We start from the raw sequence: 16069 nt of genomic DNA, 5'->3' as shown, positions 1-16069 counted from the left end.
ATGTCGGGCCCCTTTCCGAAGGGCCCGACAGCGTTGCCTTAGCTGGTGAAAGCTCCAAGCTGTTGTGAATCCACCGGGTGCTGCACGACGATTCGCAACTCGGCGGTCTTCAGCCCGTTGGCTCGTGCGGTCAGTGTCACCGGGCCGACTTCACCGGTCGCCCTGACGACGGCTAGCGCTCGGCCTTTATAGGCTGTGTGCGCGGTGTCCAGGAAGCTTTCCTCGGTGGCAGGGTCGGCCGTGCCGAATCCCTGAAGAGTGCCTGGCCCCTCCAGTTCCAAGGTGATGGTTCTGTCTCTGAGGGGGTTAACCCGTCCGCTGGCATCGACCAGTGATATGTCGACATATGCGAGCTGCTGGTCATTTGTCGACATCGAAGGGCGGTCCGTTCGCAGTAACAGACGTGACGGTTCGTCGGCGGTATGCAAGATGCTGCGCCCTAGCTCGACGCCATTCCGGTATGAGATGGCTTCCAACGTTCCTGGTTCGAAGGGAACCTGTGCTTCGGCAACGAAATTCCGGTTAGCGCCCACTGCAGCCGTTGCGACCGTCGTGCCGTTCAGTTTGAATTCAACCTCGTCGCCGGTCGTGTAGGCCTCTACATGCATCTGGGTTCCAGAAGCTACATCCCAGGTCCAGCTCGCGGCGACATCCGCCCACGTCCACGCCTTGGGTTCAATGACATAACCGTCTTCCCTGGGCGCTCTGGCAGCAAGGTACGGAATCCCGGAGGTGAGACCGAACACTGTTTCGCGGTAGAAGGACATGGGTTTGCGGTCACCGATCAGGTCAATGTCCCCGCACACTGCGCTGAGCCACGGGTATGGTGCCCGGTGGACCTGCGCATCCTCGGGATATACATGCCGACCCGTGCCGACTTCTCCAAGGAAGTCCCATCCCGTCCATGTGAAGTCGCCAATAATGTACGGGTTCTCGCTGACCAGCTTCCAGAGGTGGTCGATGCGGGACGGAAACGATTCAGAGCCGACAATGACGCGGTTTGGGTAGGCCTCGCCATCCAGAACGTAACGGCTGTCACCGTAGTTCAAACCCACCACATCGAGTGGTGAAGAGGGCTCAAGGAGCCGGTCACCGACCACAGGCGAGGCCATCAGCTCGTCCATCAACTCGGTGACCTGACCAAGGTAGTCATTAAGGCCGCGGATGACCGAGCTGTCCTGTTTGGCCTTTGCCCGGAGCTCAGGGATCTTGTCCCTGGCGATATACATGCCTTGCAGAGCGTGGGTCACGAGCCGTGTTGGGTCTTGCTCGCGGACCCTGTCGGCGATTTTTCGGCCCCATCTGGCACCGTGGTTCGTACCGGCTTCAATGATCTCGTTGCCGATGGAGTACATGATGACGGAAGGGTGGTTGAAGTTCTTAGCAACGAGCGAGTCGACGTCTTGCTCCCAAGCCCCGACGAAACGCCGGGAGAAATCATCTCCAGACTTTGGCACTGTCCACATGTCGAAGAGTTCATCCATCACCAGCACACCATGCCGGTCGCATGCCTCGAGCATCGCCGTGCTCATTGGATTGTGGGCGGACCGAACAGCGTTGAATCCTGCAGCTTTGAGCACTCGGACCCGTCGATCGGAGGCGTCGGAGAACTCGGCCGCGCCAAGAATTCCGTGGTCGTGGTGGATGCACGCCCCGCGCAATTTGATTGGTTCACCATTGATGCGGAGGCCGCGCACCGGGTCGGCGGTCACGGTGCGGATACCAAAGGACGCAGTTGCGTCGTCAATGTGGCCGTTCTCATCAAAGAGTTTGATGGTTGCCTGGTACAGGTCGGGCGAGTCGACGCTCCACAGCGCAGGCTGCCGGATGAACGCCCGCTGCCTGGCTGTAATTCGCTCGCCAGGTAGGAGCGTCAGTCGGGACTGATCGGATGCGACCCTGGTCCCCTTCGCATCGCGGATCTCAAGCTCGACTTCAACCGTCCGGGTACCGGTGGCCCTGTTCACGACTTCGGTGGTAACCACGGCAGTCGCGAGCTCCGCGTCAACTTCAGGCGTTGCTATGCGCAGTCCCCGCGGGGTGATATGCACGAGGTCGCCAACGAGCAGGTGCACGGGGCGGTAGATGCCGCCACCGGAGTACCAGCGGGAGTCTTCATGGGCCTGTGCGTCCACGCGGATGGTGTTGGACTCGCCGTAGTTGAGATAGGCGTCAGCCTCGACGTGGAAGGCGGAATACCCGTTGGCGCATTGGCCTGCCAAGGCGCCGTTGATATAAACAACGGCGTCGCGGTAGACGCCTTCGAATTCGAAAGTAACCCGTTTGGAGACCCATTCAGCTGGAACATCGAATTGTTTCTCATACGTCCACTTTCCGTCCTGAAAGTAGCCCGTTTGTGGGCCACCGGAGTTATCGGCGGCCCGTTGAGATCTCAGCAGAGCATCGTGGGGCAAGGTAACAATGTCGTTGCCCGGTCCGGCCACGCGTATTGCTTCATGGACGGAGACGAGCGGACCGAACGCCCAACCATCGTTGAACGGTATGCGGATCATTGCACTCCTTGGTAGGTGGTGGGTCAGCGCCGCCTTTGGCTGCATCACCGGCGAAAGCAGTTCATGGGACATTTATCTTCGTGGAGCCCGTGGCCTCGGGCGCCGGGTGCCCAGGAGAGCACTCAGTGAGATAAACATATCTATTGAGACTAGTTTCCCAATTTTTTGCTCTGACCGCAAGGGGCTAAACCACAAGCGGTGCCTTGACGACGCCTACAGGAGCTGATTGATCCTGTAATCGATGTATTCATTCAGGACGATGGCAGTAGATGTTCTGACGATTCCCGGCGAGCGGAGAATGCGTTGGCCTACCTCGTAGAGATGGTCAGTGTCGCGGGCGACAACCTGGCAGAGGACGTCGTTGGCTCCGGAAATGGCCAGGCACTCCACGACTTCGGGGATGGAACGCAAGGCGGCAATCGAGCGCTCAAGGGCGTTCTGCGTGACGGCGGCCGTGACGAATGCACGCGCCCGAAGACCCAGTGAAGCCGGCGGGATCCGCACGCTGCTGGGACGAAGCACTTTACCCTTGCGGTACTTTTCCAACCGTGAGTTGACAGTCCCCCTGGCCAGACCCAATTCCTCGGCAATCTTTGCCGCCGGGCGCCTCGGGTCAATGTCGAGAACGCCGAACAGCTGGACGTCCGTACTGTCGAAAGGAGTCATTCTGGTCAGTCCTTCCAGAGCGGTGGTAGTGAATCTATACGATTTGCACATTTCAGGCCTGCACGAGTGAGCGATATGAGCGGCATCCTGCTTTCCTTTTGGCATGACATATGAATTTACACATGATAATGGGACTGTAAGCGTCGGGGTGTACCTTGCGACGAGGCTTGTCCAGTGCGGCGTCCACCACCTGTTCGGGCTTCCCGGCGACTTTAACCTGAGCCTTCTCGATGAGATGCTCACCGTGGATGAGTTGACCTGGGTGGGCTCGACGAACGAGTTGAACGCAGCTTATGCAGCAGATGGCTACGCCCGGGCAGGGCGCAAGCTCGGTGCCCTGTCAACAACCTACGGCGTGGGAGAAATGTCTGCGATCAACGGCATCGCCGGCGCGTATGCCGAAGACGTTCCGGTTGTACAGATCACAGGCTTCCCTTCCACATCGGCGGCAGCCGAAGGCCTGTTGCTGCATCACACTCTAATCGACTCGGACTATAACCACTTTTTCCGGGCCTACAAGGAAGTTACGGCAGCGGCAGCAATTCTCACAGCCGCCACCGCAAGCCGCGACATTGACAGGGTGCTGCTGGCCGCAATGCGCGAATCCAAGCCGGTTTATCTCGCAATCCCCACGGATGTTGCAGTGGCCCGGGTCCCGGACAGCAACCTGCGGGACCCTCTCGCCGGCCCCCGTAGCGATCCCGCCGCCCTGTCTCGCTTCACAAGAGACCTTTACGCACGCCTGCAAGGTACAGCCGAGGTGACCGTCCTGGCCGGGCCCCGCCTCCACAGGCGGCGACTCGAGGACACTGTGAGGCGTCTGGCGGAAGTCCCGGGAGTTCATATAGCGTCCCAGCCTGGTGCGAAAGCCATCGTGGATGAATCACATCCGAGCAGTCTGGGGACATACATGGGGGCCATCACCCGGAGTCAAAGCGCCCGGGAGGCGGTGGACCAGGCCCCGGTACTGATTCTGGCCGGTGTCGTGCTCAGCGACCTGCTTACGGGCTTCTTCTCACACCGCTTCGATCCCCGGCAGTCAGTGGACCTTGGCATGAACGAGGCGCACATTGACCAGACAACCTACTACGGCGTCACGCTGGAAGACTCCTTGAATGCTGTGGAGTCGGTGTTGCATGCGCAGCGAGTCATCACCGAGGGCCGACCTGTGGCGCCTGCGGCAACGAACCAAACGGTCCACCGCAAGGTTTCCGGGACGGACATTAGCTCAGGATCCCTCACACAGGACGCCTTTTGGTCGCGGATCCAGGCATGGCTGCCCGACGACGCGATCGTCATCGCGGATGCCGGTACCGCCTTCTGCGGGGCTCTTGAACTGAAGATGCCCAACAACTCCGACCTGCTCGGCCAGCCTGTATGGTCATCGATCGGTTATACCCTTCCCGCCACACTCGGAACCTCGCTAGCCGCACCCGAGCAGCGCTCCGTCCTTTTCATCGGCGACGGCTCGGCGCAGTTGACCATCCAAGAGCTCACGACCATTCTGCACCAGGGCCTGAGCCCGATAATCTTTCTGATCAACAACGAGGGCTACACCGTAGAGCGGGCCATTCAAAGCCCTCACGCCGTCTATCAGGACGTCTACCCATGGAACTGGACAGCGCTGCCCGGCGTGCTGGCTCCGGGAATCGACAGCGTTACCACCGTCGTGAGCACCGGTACCGAACTGGAGACAGCCCTTGAAACGGCCGCCGCGACCACCGGGAAGCTCGTTTTCATTGAAGTTCTGGTTCCGAAGCTGGATACGCCCAGTATCCTGACCGAACTCGCTGCCGGCCTTGCCGACGCGAACTCATCCGCCTAAATCAAGGAAGGGTTTCCACGGCCCCAGACGAGGCACGCCGCGAGCATCATCTCCGTCTGGGGTTGTGGCTTTTGGACAGTCCCAGAACCTCAATGTATTGAAAAAATTATTTCAATTGGTAAACTCCTCTTAGTTTTGGGAGACTTCGAGCCTTCCCGACAGCGCTGTCCCACACTCACAGTCCAGGAGCACCATGAATACAACACCCCTCACGAAAGCGGGATCGGCCGCGGCGTCGCTGGCCGTTGGGCGCATCGAGGCCGGGTCCCGTCGGCCTTCGTCACTTGGCGCAGTTGAACCCGGCTCCATCGCCTTGTCCATGGGCGAACCCGACAGCGGCACTCCCCGGCCGGTGATAGACGCAGGGATCGAGGCGCTGAACCGTGGGCGCACCCGCTACACGGCATTAACCGGGCTGCCTGAGTTGCGGGATGCATTGGCTGAGCACTTGTCCGAACGCTCGGGACGGGCCATCGGGGCCGAACAGGTGATCGTCACCCATGGCGGCAGTGCTGGTCTCGCCGCCTCGGTGATTGCAATGGTCAACGCCGGGGACCGCGTACTGATCCCTGAACCGACTTACTCTCTCTACGCCGATCATTTGGCCATGATCGGCGCGGAGGGCATCTGGGTTGCCAACCGACCCGACGGCGGGCTGGATATGGAACGGCTGGAACGCGAGGCGCCAGCCTCCCGGATGATCATTCTGTGCAATCCCGGCAACCCCACCGGCCGCTGCTACTCCAAGCAGGATCTCCAGGCCTTGGCTGCCCTTCTGGAAAGCAACCCGCACCTGCTGCTGCTTGCCGACGAAGCGTACGCCGATATTGTCTTCGACGGTGTGCCTTTCCGGTCCTCGCTTCAGCTTCATTCGGTTGCCGATCAGGTGGTCTACTGCAACACGTTCTCCAAGTCATACGCCATGACCGGCTGGCGTCTGGGCTTTGTCGTTGCGTCGCCGGAGCGTGCAGCCGCCATCAACCTGGTTCACCGCTCCATCAATGGGTCCATTAACACGTTCGTGCAGGACGCTGCCCTGGAAGCGTTGCGCACCCCTCAGGCGGATCTTGAGCAACTCACGGCGTCGTATCAGGCCCGCCGGGATGTCGTGGTCGAACAACTAAGCGGGCTTTCCAAGGTAAGCCTTCTGGCCCCGCAGGGGGCCTTCTACGCATTCCCGAAAATCGACTCCGGTCTCAACTCCGATGAGATGACGCGCAGGTTCGCCGCTAACGGCGTTCTCGTTCGGTCCGGTGCCGAATTCGGGCCTTCCGGGGAAGGTCATGTGCGCATCTCCTTCGCCACGGACATTGAGACTCTTGCAGAGGGCATGAAAAGGTTCGTCCACACGGTGCGAAGCTTCAGCTGAGGTGTGGCCGGCGAGGTCATGCTCACTGGCCGCATTTGCAAGAATGCAATCCAGCGCCCGCACGGAACGAGCGAACGTTTCGACAGCAACCGCTTATTCCGGCACTTCGCTGCAGGGAAGACGCTTTGGCGGCCTTCACCCACAGTGTGGGCCCGGCGTAGGATGCCGTACTCACGGGCCGGCGAAGGCAATCCGGCGCGACTTCGGGACGGTACCTTCTATCTCACGGTTCAGGCCGACGCCCTGCGGCGCCTGTTGGCTGAAGCCGGCTCCGAACTCAGCGCACCACCGCCATCGGAGGATGCGATATTTCTGCGGAACGCCTTCTTCGACCCGCGGAGATCATCGGCCTGGTCAAAACACTAGGACTCAGCCCAGACCAAGCCGCTTCCATATTGCCATCGCCGGCCGGGGCGTTGGCAGGCGATCGAGAACTGCTCCCAGTTCAGCCAACAACGCCAGCGTATACGCCGAGAGCAATTCACCCCAGCGACGGGAAATACCGGCAGGCCGTAGCCTTGGCGGTCCCAACTCTACAAAAAGGAACCGACCGTAGAGGGGGAGCCGGGTGGGCTGAAAATATCAATCCACCCGGCTCGATCAGTACACACTGGCTACTTCATATCTGCAGCTACCTGATCGGCAAGGTTACTTTCGGCTTCTGATTCTGCCACCGGAACACGACTCTTTGATCGGTTCGCCAGCAGAACACCTGCTGCAGCGAGAACTTGGACCGCAGCAATCACCGTGAAGGGCAGCAAAGTTGAGTTATTGCCGATCTCCTTGAGCCATCCAAATGAATACGGTCCGAGGAACCCGCCGATGTTGTTGACGCTATTGATCAAGGCAATGCCACCGGCCGCCGCAGCTCCGCTGAGGTATGCGGTGGGCAGGGTCCAAAACTGGGGCTGGGAGGCCAGGGCGCCCGCCAACGCCAGAGAAATCATTGCCATCTGCATGGCAATGTTGCCGTTGACCACCAGAACAGCTGCAAACCCAACGACCGAAACAAACACCGGAACCAGGATGTTCCAGAGCTTGGCTTGGGTGCGTTCGGCGATGCGACCGGTGATGTAGATACCCAGCGCGGCGCAAACGAACGGAATTGCCGACACCAAGCCAATTTGCAGTGACCCCAGATTCTTTGTGGCTGCACCTACGATGCTAGGCATCCAATAGACCATGGCGTTGGCCCCGAAGCCGAGGAACAAATAGGTCACTGCGAAAATCCAGACCTTTCCGTCGGTTAGGGAACCACGGAAGGAGTGCGGCGCATGCGCCGGAACATCGTGGTTCTCATCTTCAAGGGTTTCAGTAAGCCACTGCTGTTCCTGGGCGGTGAGCCATTTTGCCTTGGAAGGCCGGTCAGTCAGCCCGCGCAGCACGAACGGAGCAACAAGGATGGCTGCGAAACCCTCAATAAGGAACACCCAGCGCCATCCATCCACGCCGATCAGGTTGTCGGTGGCTTCAAGAATCCATCCGGTCAGCGGGCTGCCTAGGGCCATAGCGATGGGAACCGACAGGTAAAACGCACTCAAAGCACGTGCACGATGCTGACGCGGGAACCACTGCGCCAGAAAGAGGAACACCGCCGGTGCCATGCCCGCCTCTGCAATGCCGAGGACGACGCGCATGAGATAAAGATGCTCGGGGATCTGAATAAGAGCTCCGGTCATTACCACGACGCCCCACGACGCCATAATCCGTGTGATCCAACGGCGGGGTCCGACCATATGAGCCAGCTTGTTGCTGGGAATCTCAAAGAAGATCAGGCCTATGAAGATCAGGCCGCTGGCAAGGCCAAAAGCGACATCGGTCAGGCCGATGTCTACCGCCATGTCCTTTTTAACCATCCCAATGTTCACTCTGTCGATGTACGCGACGAAGTAGGCGAGGATGATCAGCGGGATGATCCGGAATGTGATTTTCCGGATTGTGGAATGTTCGACCGCGGAGCGGGACGCATAATATTTCATCAGCAACTTCCAAGAAAGGCCGGCAAGGCTAGATATGAGCCCCGGGAACTGAGATGGCATACTCAAATAGGATTATTTTCCCGGTTGAAGCGTGACATGCCTCACGCGTTCGGTCAAGGCGGCTTGGGCGATCTTCAGCGATGCGGTCTTGTCAAGAATGAGAATCTAGTCCAAACTAAGAAGAGATTGTCAATTGGTCCAAGCATTTCATTCTCTGAGAGGCCGCCGTGTTCATTAACGCTTCTACTGATTCCCTTACGGTCGGGACACACTCAACGAATGCATCCGCAGACGTGCTCCACCGTATGGAGCAGTACCCGGTAGCCAACGTAGGTGACGCCATGGACAGACTGAATCTCATGGATATGGGGATCACGTCTCAGTGGAACGGTGCCAAATGTGTAGGGCCCGCACTAACCGTCTTGACCAAGGAGGGCGATAACCTGGCTATTCACCGCGCTCTCGACGACGCCCGGCCCGGCGACATCCTCGTAATCAATGCCCTCGGCGGCACAACCCGCGCAGTGTTCGGTGACCTTCTCGCCGAGATCTGCTTGGCGGCCGGAATAGCGGGCGTTGTCATCGACGGGCTCACGAGGGACCGGGCCGGAATCCGCGATTTGGGGCTGCCTCTCTGGGCTCGAGGAGTGTCTCCGGCAGGCCCTGCAAAAACCGGCCCTGGTGCAGTCCACATACCTGTAGCCTGCGGCGGAGTCGTGGTGAACCCAGGTGATCTCATCACGGCTGACGACGACGGTATCGCCGTGGTTCGGCCAGAACGCGCGGAGGCGGTTTTGGAAAGACTTAAGCAAATCGACAGTCTTGAAACCGCACTTCGTTTTAAGATCCGCGGTTCCGCGATAAACCGCACTCAGGCACCAGCAAATGCCTGAACCCAGCCGTCAGGATTGGGCATCCATGGCCCAGGGCGTGGACGAAACATGTTCCACACCTTCACCGGGGAGCATGCACCGGTCAGTGGGTGGTGGCGCCCCGATGACGATCCCACGCCTTTTCGATACGTGATTCAAGGAGACATCATGCCGGCCCTTGATGGCACGCGCACCCTATGGGTTCTTGCCCATGGCCTTGAACCCTCAGCCCGCGTCCTCGTTCCAGCATCTCGGACCTGAGAACGCCAAGCACTCCCGAAACTATTCGAGGAACACCACCATGAAAAGCCGAACGCTTGTCCGTGCCAGGAATGCCGGACGTAGCGATATTTCTCCCCGACACACACCCACTCCGCCCTCGTCTCTGAGCACTGTATCCCCACATCGTAGGGTCACCATTCAACGGGAACTCGACAACCCAAAAGGACTGGCTTCAGGGGACTCAAATGCCACAGGAAGGACGGCCTAAAGCCGTGGACGATCCTTCACTTGCTCACACCACTAGAGACCCCGACGTCGCAAGCCAGCGGCACATGATCTGGTCACTGCTTGTAAATGCCACCGTTGAGATCCGCAAGGATAGCTGTCTCGTTCGAACAGGCAGGGTCGACACTGTGATGCCAGACGACTCCATCATCTGGTTGGCCGCTGACGAGAATGGTCCTCGGCAGCTCTTTCCAGCCGCCGAAGGCTTCGAAGTTTGGGTAGAGCCCCGCGAACTCGATGGCAAGTACAGCTTTCGTATGACCGCGTCGCTCCTCCGAGAGGGCATCCCTGGGGTAACACGCGGGGAAACCCAGTAGAGACTCTTTTCTCCCGCATGGCGGGGTGCCCTATACCTCTTTGGCTGGCTCAGAAGATCGCTGACAGAGGGCGGACCACTTGCGTGGTCTGCCCTTCCGCGTCGCTCATCTCGCTCTTTCAAACCGCCCACCATACGGCAGTTTTACTTTTCCGTGCTTTGGTTCAGATGCTGGTCGGCTGAAATGCTCTTGACTCGGTGAGAGTGTTCTGGAGCGGCTCGGTTTCTCGGAAGCGCCTGAGTACATTGCCTGTGATTTTGGCAATGTTGTTGTCAGCAGCAGGGACGCCCACTACGGAACAATTTCCGCGGATACCGCCCTTAGCCAGCCGTCAGTGGCCTCGCCTTTGACGGTAGCCTCACCCATTTCCACCACCAAGTGGACCTTCTGCCCGTTGCGCCAGCTCGTAGTTGCCTTCTCGTCAATGAACACCATGAGATCGTCGGCTCCACCTTTAGCTCTATTGATGGTCTCACGGGCTCCGCCCAATGTTGTACACGCAAGCTGACATTCGGCTCCGGCCCAAGCCACGAAGCGACTCGCCACCCATAGCCGTCGGCTGTACCGCAGATTCAAACTAGGACCGCATGCCAACCCCACCGCTTGCAATCTATGGCGGAGTCATGTCATCGAGGGCGGCCTCCGGAATGGACACGTTGAAGACCAAAAGAAGGCGAGCTGAGCGTGGTCACGAAGAAAGCAGACTTAAGTGTGGACAATGTCCACACCCCCTTTGGCCGGCCAAACACGACGAACCAGCAGTCCGCCAGGAACAATGCTGAGCAGGATCCAGAAAAATATTGAAGAAGTTTTGCTGAAAGTCATGTCATCGGTACATGCGAGGAACATGAAGTAGTGAACGGCAACAGGGACCGCCGCAACACCCGCAAAGGAGGAGCTGAATGACCCCAAAATCCAGCAAGCGGAGCGCCCACCAGCCACGGCGCTGACCCCGCTCCCCCACCCAAACTGAACAGGCCGCACCCGGCGGCCAGGCACCATCCGGGACTCCCGATCAGAGGGACTTGTCAAGAAATGTCCACACATTAAGGCAAAAACCCCTCTGACGAGGGGTTATGCCGTGCCCGAGGTGGGACTCGAACGCGATTCCCGGCCTTAGAAACACTGGGACGTGGCGGAAACATGCGGAATCCGGGGCAGTTCGATGGGTATACGGGCCAATCCGGGGTGGAAAGTGTGGACATTGTCCACACAGCCCTCTTAGGGAAGGCCGAGCTAACGCGGCACCAAATGATTCGAGATCACAGCGGCCGAGTCCCGTAGTTCAACGTCCCCAGCGGCGACCCCGACGACCAGTCCGAAGCCCTCGTCAGTGGTGAAGTCATGATGGTAGCCGTTGATCCACAACAACAGCACCATGAGCGTCCAAGCAGTCCGCTTGTTCCCATCAAGGAGTGGATGGAACCGCGCGACCGACTCAAGTAAGGCAGCCGCCTTCACCGCTAGTTCCGGATAAGCTTCAGCGCCCAAGACTGTTGTCGCGGGCCTGGCCAATGCCGACGCCAACAAGCCGACGTCGCGGATATGGAAGCCGTAGCGATCAATAACTTGAAGCGCATCCTCAATCTCAAGGTAAGCCGTCACGCGTCCTCAAGGCGCGCCAGCAGCTCAGCGTCATGACTCATCACAAAATCAAGGCCCTCACTGATTTCACGCCGGCGCGTGTGCCGCTGCAGAACCAACTCGGCCCCCTGCAACAGGAGTGCGGACTTGGACGTGTGTTCCTCGGCAGCCAACTTCTCCAGCCGTCGATCAAGGTCCTCAGGGACTCGGAGATTCATAGCCATGAGACCCATGGTACCAAAACGGTACCCTAGCGGGCCGGAATTAAGACATTCTCCACCGAGGGAAGTAAAACCGATAACGGCGCATATGTCGGGACTGGAAGCCCCCCCCCGGCCGACCCGGTGCTGCGATCCCTCCAAGCGATGGCACACACCGAAGAATATGGCAGCTCACGTCATGGCGCCGCGCATCAGCCTGCCCATGAATAGGCAGAAGCAACAATGCTGTTTGTCATTCTGATATCCCGATCATCGCTGGACGGTACTCCGTCTAGCAAGGGCACTGACGCGGCGGACCCGGTCCCCTGAGTTGCACTTCGGCCCGTATCAGAACGGCCCACAAGACCAAAGACGCAACGCATGTGCAAAGGAAAAGGGCAATGAATGCGCTCACCATCAAAGATCCGGCAGACCTGCTCAGCTTCATCGGGCACACCCTCGGCTTCTGGCCCAACGAGAGCCTCGTCTGCGTCACCCTGGACAAAGGCAAGGTCGGCGCCACCCTGCGCATCGACCTTCCCCGCCAACCCGGAACAGAACTCCCCTACGCCCGCACCGTCAGCAGCTACCTCACCAGTGACACCAGCGCGAAAAGTATCGTCTTCGCCGTTTACACCTCAGCCCACTGTGAACCCGGCCAGCCCAAACCACATGCGGCGACCATTGCCGCGCTCACGGGGGTCCTCGCCGAGAATGGCATCAGCATCCGCGACGGGATCTTCGTCAGCGACGACAGCTACTCCCCTACGACAGCGAACCCGGCCAAAACATCACCCTGCCCATCAGCACCACTGAATACAGCCGCGTCAACGCGGAATTCATCTACCGCGGCAGCACCATACAACCCACCAACCGCATAGTCCTCCCCACACCGACTCAGGAAGCAGACCACGCCACCGCCGTCGAAAACCGCATGACCACCATCCGAGCCCATGAACCCCACCAAGCAGCAATTCAAGCCAGTCAACTTTGGACTGGCATGCTCGACAGCAACGACTTCCCCACCGACGAAGACTGCGCCACGCTCATCGCGAACTTCCAATTCCCCCGCATCCGCGACCGGCTCATGGCCGACATCCCCGGCATCAACGAACCACCCCAACACGTCCTCTTCGCCCAAACGGACACGGCCCCGCAATGGTCACGAATTGAATGGGCACAACAACTCCTCATCCACGTCTACACCAGAACCAGCCCCCAGCACGCAGCACCGATACTCACCACTATCGGCTACATCAACTGGTGGGAAGGCCGAGGATCCAAAGCACACCAATACATGCAACTCGCCCTCGACACCGACCCCGGCTACCGCTTCGCCAGGCTCACTGACCAAATGCTCGGAGCCGGAATCATCGCCGGCTGGAACACCAACAAAGACACCGCCTACAAAACCCGACTCGACATGCCATAAACCCCTTCTTCAAGACTGGGCAGGTTGACCGAATCTGCGGTATCGGTGTTCCGTCTGCTGTGATACGACCTTTCGACAAGAGGCTGAAGATCGCATTCAACATCGGCGATGGATAGGCTCCGCCGCATCTGCCGGGGTGGGCTGCTTTCGATTCCGCACCGGGCCGCGTCCCGTCATCTCTTGGCCTGTTGGTGACCAAGAAGAAGATTCGTTGTCGGCCAAGGGGTCATGGAACAAAAGCGCGGTCGCTTCCAGGTCCCTCTTGGTCATTTTTTCTCTTTCGCGCCGGGGCAACCTGGAAACTGCACCTGTGGACATGGAGCCCAAGGCGACGGGCGAAGTCCTAATCCAGGATCCAATCTGCGCGAGCCCAGCCGTCGAGGTCTTGGCAGTCTGACCGTTGCCCGACTCGGCAACGGGATTCCGACGGCGTTTGCCTGGGCTGTACAGCACGTCGACGCCCCTACCTCATTCGAACGGAAGGGGCGTCGACGGACTTCACTGGGTGCCTCTTGGCTGGTCAGCGATCTTAGGTAATGGGTGTGGGTGGCTGTTTTCCGCCGAGCACTGCCAATGTGTTCTCTGCTGCGAGGACTGCCATGGCGGTTCGGGTTTCGACGGTAGCGGATCCGAGGTGTGGGACCAAAGCTACGTTCTCGACTTCGAGTAACCAGGGATGGACTTTGGGTTCCTGTTCGAAGACGTCAAGCCCGGCGCCGGCGATCTGGTTCTCGCGAAGGGCATGGGCGAGGGCGGCCTCGTCCACAATCGCTCCGCGGGCGGTGTTGACCAAGTACGCGGTGCCCTTCATAGCGGCCAGCTGCTCGGCGCCGATCAGATGGTGTGTGGACGGGCCATAGGGGCAGTGCAGGGAGACCACGTCGGAGATGGCCAGCAGTTCGTCGAGTTCCACGCGGCGGGCGCCGAGTTCGGTGGCGGTAGCGGGGTCGATTTCGCTGCGGGATTGGTAGACGATTTCCATGCCGAAGGCTTTGGCGCGGCGTGCGGTGGCTTGGCCAATGCCGCCCATACCCACAACGCCCAGGGTTTTACCTTGCAGGCCGGACCCGAGCAGGAAGAACATGCCCCATTTCCAGGGTTGGCCGGCGCGGATGAGCCGTTCGCCTTCCCCAAGCCGGCGGGTGGTCATGAGGATGAGCCCGAAGGCGATGTCGGCGGTGGCCTCGGTGAGCACGCCCGGGGTGTTGGTGGCGGTGATCCCGCGTTCCGTGCAGGCGGGGACGTCGATGTTGTCATAGCCAACGGCGACGTTCGCGACCACTTTGAGCTGCGGTCCCGCGGCATCGAGGAGTTCGGCGTCGATGCGTTCAGTGAGCAGGCTCACGATCGCGTCGGCTCCGGCCACCCGCCGCAGGAGTTCCAAGCGGCTGATGGAGTCAGACCCTTCCCAAGCATCCACATCGTGCGTGGTGCGGAGTTTCTCCAGTGCAGGTTCGGGGATGCGTCCCGTGACGACTATCCGGCTCATGCGTTTTCGATCCATTCGCGTAGGCGTCCGAGTCCTTCACGGATGGCGTCCACTTCGATGCCGGAGTAGGCCAAGCGGATGTACTGGCGGTCTTCGCCTGGCAGGCGACGGCCGAAGTGTTCACGGGTACAGAAGGAAACGCCGGTCTTGTGGAGGACGTCTGAAGCGAAGTCACCAACGGCGGTGTAGCCGAGTTTCTGCATAGCCTCGGTGACATCCGGGAAGAGGTAGAACGTTGACTGCGGCACGGCCACGCTCATGCCGGGGATGGCGTTGACGATGTCGCAGGCTGCGTCCCGGCGCACACGCAGGATGTCGAGCATTTGCTGGACAGGCTCCTGGGGACCGCGGAGGGCTTCGATGCCGGCCCACTGCACGTAGTGGGTGGTGCATGATTCATCGTTGGTGTTCAGGGTACTGAGCACCTGGGCGATCTCGCGCGGGGCCACAGCACAGCCCAAGCGTGAACCGGTCATGGCGAACTTCTTGCTGAACGTGTACAGGATTACGGTGCGCTCGGCCATGCCCGGAAGCGAGGCAATCGAGCTCGATACGCCTTCGTAGCGGGTCTCAAAATAGGCCTCATCGGAGAGGACCCAGAGATCGTGCTCGATCGCGATCTGGGCAATCGCTTCACGCTCGGCCGTGGTGGACTCGGCGGAGATGGGGTTCTGAAGGTCGTTGTAGATGATCGCGGTGGTGTTCGGGGTGATCGAGGCCCGGACCTGGTCCAGGTCGATCGCGAAGCCCTGGGCCGTGGGCACGTAGCGGTAGGGAACGGCCGTGCCACCCAGGTATTCGATCTGGGATTCGTAGATCGGGAAGCCGGGGTTGGGGTAGAGCACCTCCTCGCCGGGGTTCATCACGGCCTGGAGGAACTTGGTGATCACGGGCTTTCCGCCGGTCATGACCACCACGTTCTCCGGGGAAAACTCGATCCCGCGCCGGGATCCGATGTCCTCTGCCAGTGCTTCGCGCAACTGCGGGATGCCAGGGCCCGGGCAATAACCGGTGTACCCGCCGGCGATGGCCCGGTTCATGGCCTCAATAATGTGCGGGGCCGTGGGGATATTGATGTCACCCAGGTGGAAGGGGAATACGAGGTTGCCCTTCGCCTTCCAAGCGGCGGCAGCCTGGGCGACGCTGAAAGCAGTTTCAGTTCCCAAGTGCTCAAGCCGGTGTGCGAGTTTCTGCATGTGCTGGTTAACTCCTCATCGAGTGGAGGATCGGTCCCTCCGGCAGATATGTTTTGCCTCTGAGCATTTCGCCTGTTTTAGACACGTGTTTGCTCATGTCTCTCGGCTAGATCAACACTA

General features: G+C 59.8%; 13 protein-coding genes. 5 read left to right on the top strand and 8 right to left on the bottom strand.

Annotated features, from left to right (window positions below):
• Positions 1-38: 38 nt before the first annotated feature.
• Positions 39-2513, bottom strand: coding sequence for a glycoside hydrolase family 2 TIM barrel-domain containing protein (locus LDN82_RS10430; RefSeq protein WP_224167317.1), 2475 nt, complete (start codon positions 2511-2513; stop codon positions 39-41).
• Between the two features lie 213 nt (positions 2514-2726).
• Positions 2727-3179 carry an Lrp/AsnC family transcriptional regulator gene (locus LDN82_RS10425; protein ID WP_224167316.1) on the bottom strand — a complete coding sequence of 151 codons (453 nt, stop codon included), beginning with the start codon at positions 3177-3179 and terminating at the stop codon, positions 2727-2729.
• 148 nt (positions 3180-3327) lie between these two features.
• Here LDN82_RS10425 and LDN82_RS10420 point away from each other — a divergent pair, with 148 nt between their 5' ends.
• Together LDN82_RS10420 and LDN82_RS10415 are read left to right on the top strand one after the other, a co-directional pair.
• A complete protein-coding gene (locus LDN82_RS10420; protein ID WP_263422297.1) occupies positions 3328-5004 on the top strand; it encodes a thiamine pyrophosphate-binding protein in 1677 nt (558 codons plus the stop codon).
• Between the two features lie 193 nt (positions 5005-5197).
• A complete protein-coding gene (locus LDN82_RS10415) occupies positions 5198-6373 on the top strand; it encodes a pyridoxal phosphate-dependent aminotransferase (RefSeq protein WP_224167314.1) in 1176 nt (391 codons plus the stop codon).
• Positions 6374-6987: 614 nt separating this feature from the next.
• On the opposite strand, the gene LDN82_RS10410 is transcribed toward LDN82_RS10415, so the two are convergent.
• The gene (locus tag LDN82_RS10410) at positions 6988-8412 is read right to left on the bottom strand and encodes an MFS transporter (RefSeq protein ID WP_224167313.1); all 1425 of its coding nucleotides are present in this window, start codon (positions 8410-8412) and stop codon (positions 6988-6990) included.
• Positions 8413-8693: 281 nt separating this feature from the next.
• Between LDN82_RS10410 and LDN82_RS10405 the strand changes: the two genes are divergently transcribed.
• Positions 8694-9245, top strand: a complete 552-nt coding sequence (locus LDN82_RS10405) for a methyltransferase (RefSeq protein ID WP_263422296.1) — start codon at positions 8694-8696, stop codon at positions 9243-9245.
• Between the two features lie 1094 nt (positions 9246-10339).
• Here LDN82_RS10405 and LDN82_RS10400 read toward each other — a convergent pair.
• The 3 genes from LDN82_RS10400 to LDN82_RS10390 form a co-directional block, all read right to left on the bottom strand.
• The gene (locus LDN82_RS10400; RefSeq protein ID WP_224167312.1) at positions 10340-10483 is read right to left on the bottom strand and encodes a hypothetical protein; all 144 of its coding nucleotides are present in this window, start codon (positions 10481-10483) and stop codon (positions 10340-10342) included.
• 801 nt (positions 10484-11284) lie between these two features.
• Positions 11285-11653: a type II toxin-antitoxin system death-on-curing family toxin gene (locus tag LDN82_RS10395; RefSeq protein ID WP_224167311.1), complete on the bottom strand. Its 369-nt coding sequence runs from the start codon at positions 11651-11653 to the stop codon at positions 11285-11287.
• Positions 11650-11850: a ribbon-helix-helix protein, CopG family gene (locus LDN82_RS10390; RefSeq protein WP_224167310.1), complete on the bottom strand. Its 201-nt coding sequence runs from the start codon at positions 11848-11850 to the stop codon at positions 11650-11652. Before LDN82_RS10390 ends, LDN82_RS10395 begins: the two co-directional genes overlap by 4 nt.
• A gap of 383 nt (positions 11851-12233) precedes the next feature.
• On the opposite strand from LDN82_RS10390, the gene LDN82_RS10385 reads away from it, so the two are divergent.
• Both LDN82_RS10385 and LDN82_RS10380 read left to right on the top strand, forming a co-directional pair.
• Positions 12234-12713 (top strand): DUF4192 family protein, encoded by a 480-nt coding sequence (locus tag LDN82_RS10385; RefSeq protein WP_224167309.1) that lies wholly within the window; start codon positions 12234-12236, stop codon positions 12711-12713.
• Between the two features lie 53 nt (positions 12714-12766).
• Complete coding sequence (locus tag LDN82_RS10380; RefSeq protein ID WP_224167308.1) at positions 12767-13264, top strand: DUF4192 family protein; 498 nt, start codon at positions 12767-12769, stop codon at positions 13262-13264.
• 529 nt (positions 13265-13793) lie between these two features.
• On the opposite strand, the gene LDN82_RS10375 is transcribed toward LDN82_RS10380, so the two are convergent.
• Together LDN82_RS10375 and LDN82_RS10370 are read right to left on the bottom strand one after the other, a co-directional pair.
• The gene (locus LDN82_RS10375) at positions 13794-14753 is read right to left on the bottom strand and encodes a D-glycerate dehydrogenase (RefSeq protein WP_224167307.1); all 960 of its coding nucleotides are present in this window, start codon (positions 14751-14753) and stop codon (positions 13794-13796) included.
• Positions 14750-15949, bottom strand: a complete 1200-nt coding sequence (locus LDN82_RS10370; protein ID WP_224167306.1) for an aminotransferase class I/II-fold pyridoxal phosphate-dependent enzyme — start codon at positions 15947-15949, stop codon at positions 14750-14752. Before LDN82_RS10370 ends, LDN82_RS10375 begins: the two co-directional genes overlap by 4 nt.
• Positions 15950-16069 lie beyond the last annotated feature (120 nt).

The organism is Arthrobacter sp. StoSoilA2 (assembly GCF_019977195.1).
Lineage (GTDB): Bacteria > Actinomycetota > Actinomycetes > Actinomycetales > Micrococcaceae > Arthrobacter.
This window is presented reverse-complemented; position numbering and strand designations above follow the sequence as displayed.

Coding starts and splice junctions, on each gene's coding strand:
- LDN82_RS10430 (WP_224167317.1), bottom strand. CDS start 2,513: ATGATCCGCATACCGTTCAACGATGGTTGGGCGTTCGGTCCGCTCGTC.
- LDN82_RS10425 (WP_224167316.1), bottom strand. CDS start 3,179: ATGACTCCTTTCGACAGTACGGACGTCCAGCTGTTCGGCGTTCTCGAC.
- LDN82_RS10415 (WP_224167314.1), top strand. CDS start 5,198: ATGAATACAACACCCCTCACGAAAGCGGGATCGGCCGCGGCGTCGCTG.
- LDN82_RS10410 (WP_224167313.1), bottom strand. CDS start 8,412: ATGCCATCTCAGTTCCCGGGGCTCATATCTAGCCTTGCCGGCCTTTCT.
- LDN82_RS10405 (WP_263422296.1), top strand. CDS start 8,694: ATGGACAGACTGAATCTCATGGATATGGGGATCACGTCTCAGTGGAAC.
- LDN82_RS10400 (WP_224167312.1), bottom strand. CDS start 10,483: ATGGTGTTCATTGACGAGAAGGCAACTACGAGCTGGCGCAACGGGCAG.
- LDN82_RS10390 (WP_224167310.1), bottom strand. CDS start 11,850: ATGAATCTCCGAGTCCCTGAGGACCTTGATCGACGGCTGGAGAAGTTG.
- LDN82_RS10385 (WP_224167309.1), top strand. CDS start 12,234: ATGAATGCGCTCACCATCAAAGATCCGGCAGACCTGCTCAGCTTCATC.
- LDN82_RS10380 (WP_224167308.1), top strand. CDS start 12,767: ATGACCACCATCCGAGCCCATGAACCCCACCAAGCAGCAATTCAAGCC.
- LDN82_RS10375 (WP_224167307.1), bottom strand. CDS start 14,753: ATGAGCCGGATAGTCGTCACGGGACGCATCCCCGAACCTGCACTGGAG.
- LDN82_RS10370 (WP_224167306.1), bottom strand. CDS start 15,949: ATGCAGAAACTCGCACACCGGCTTGAGCACTTGGGAACTGAAACTGCT.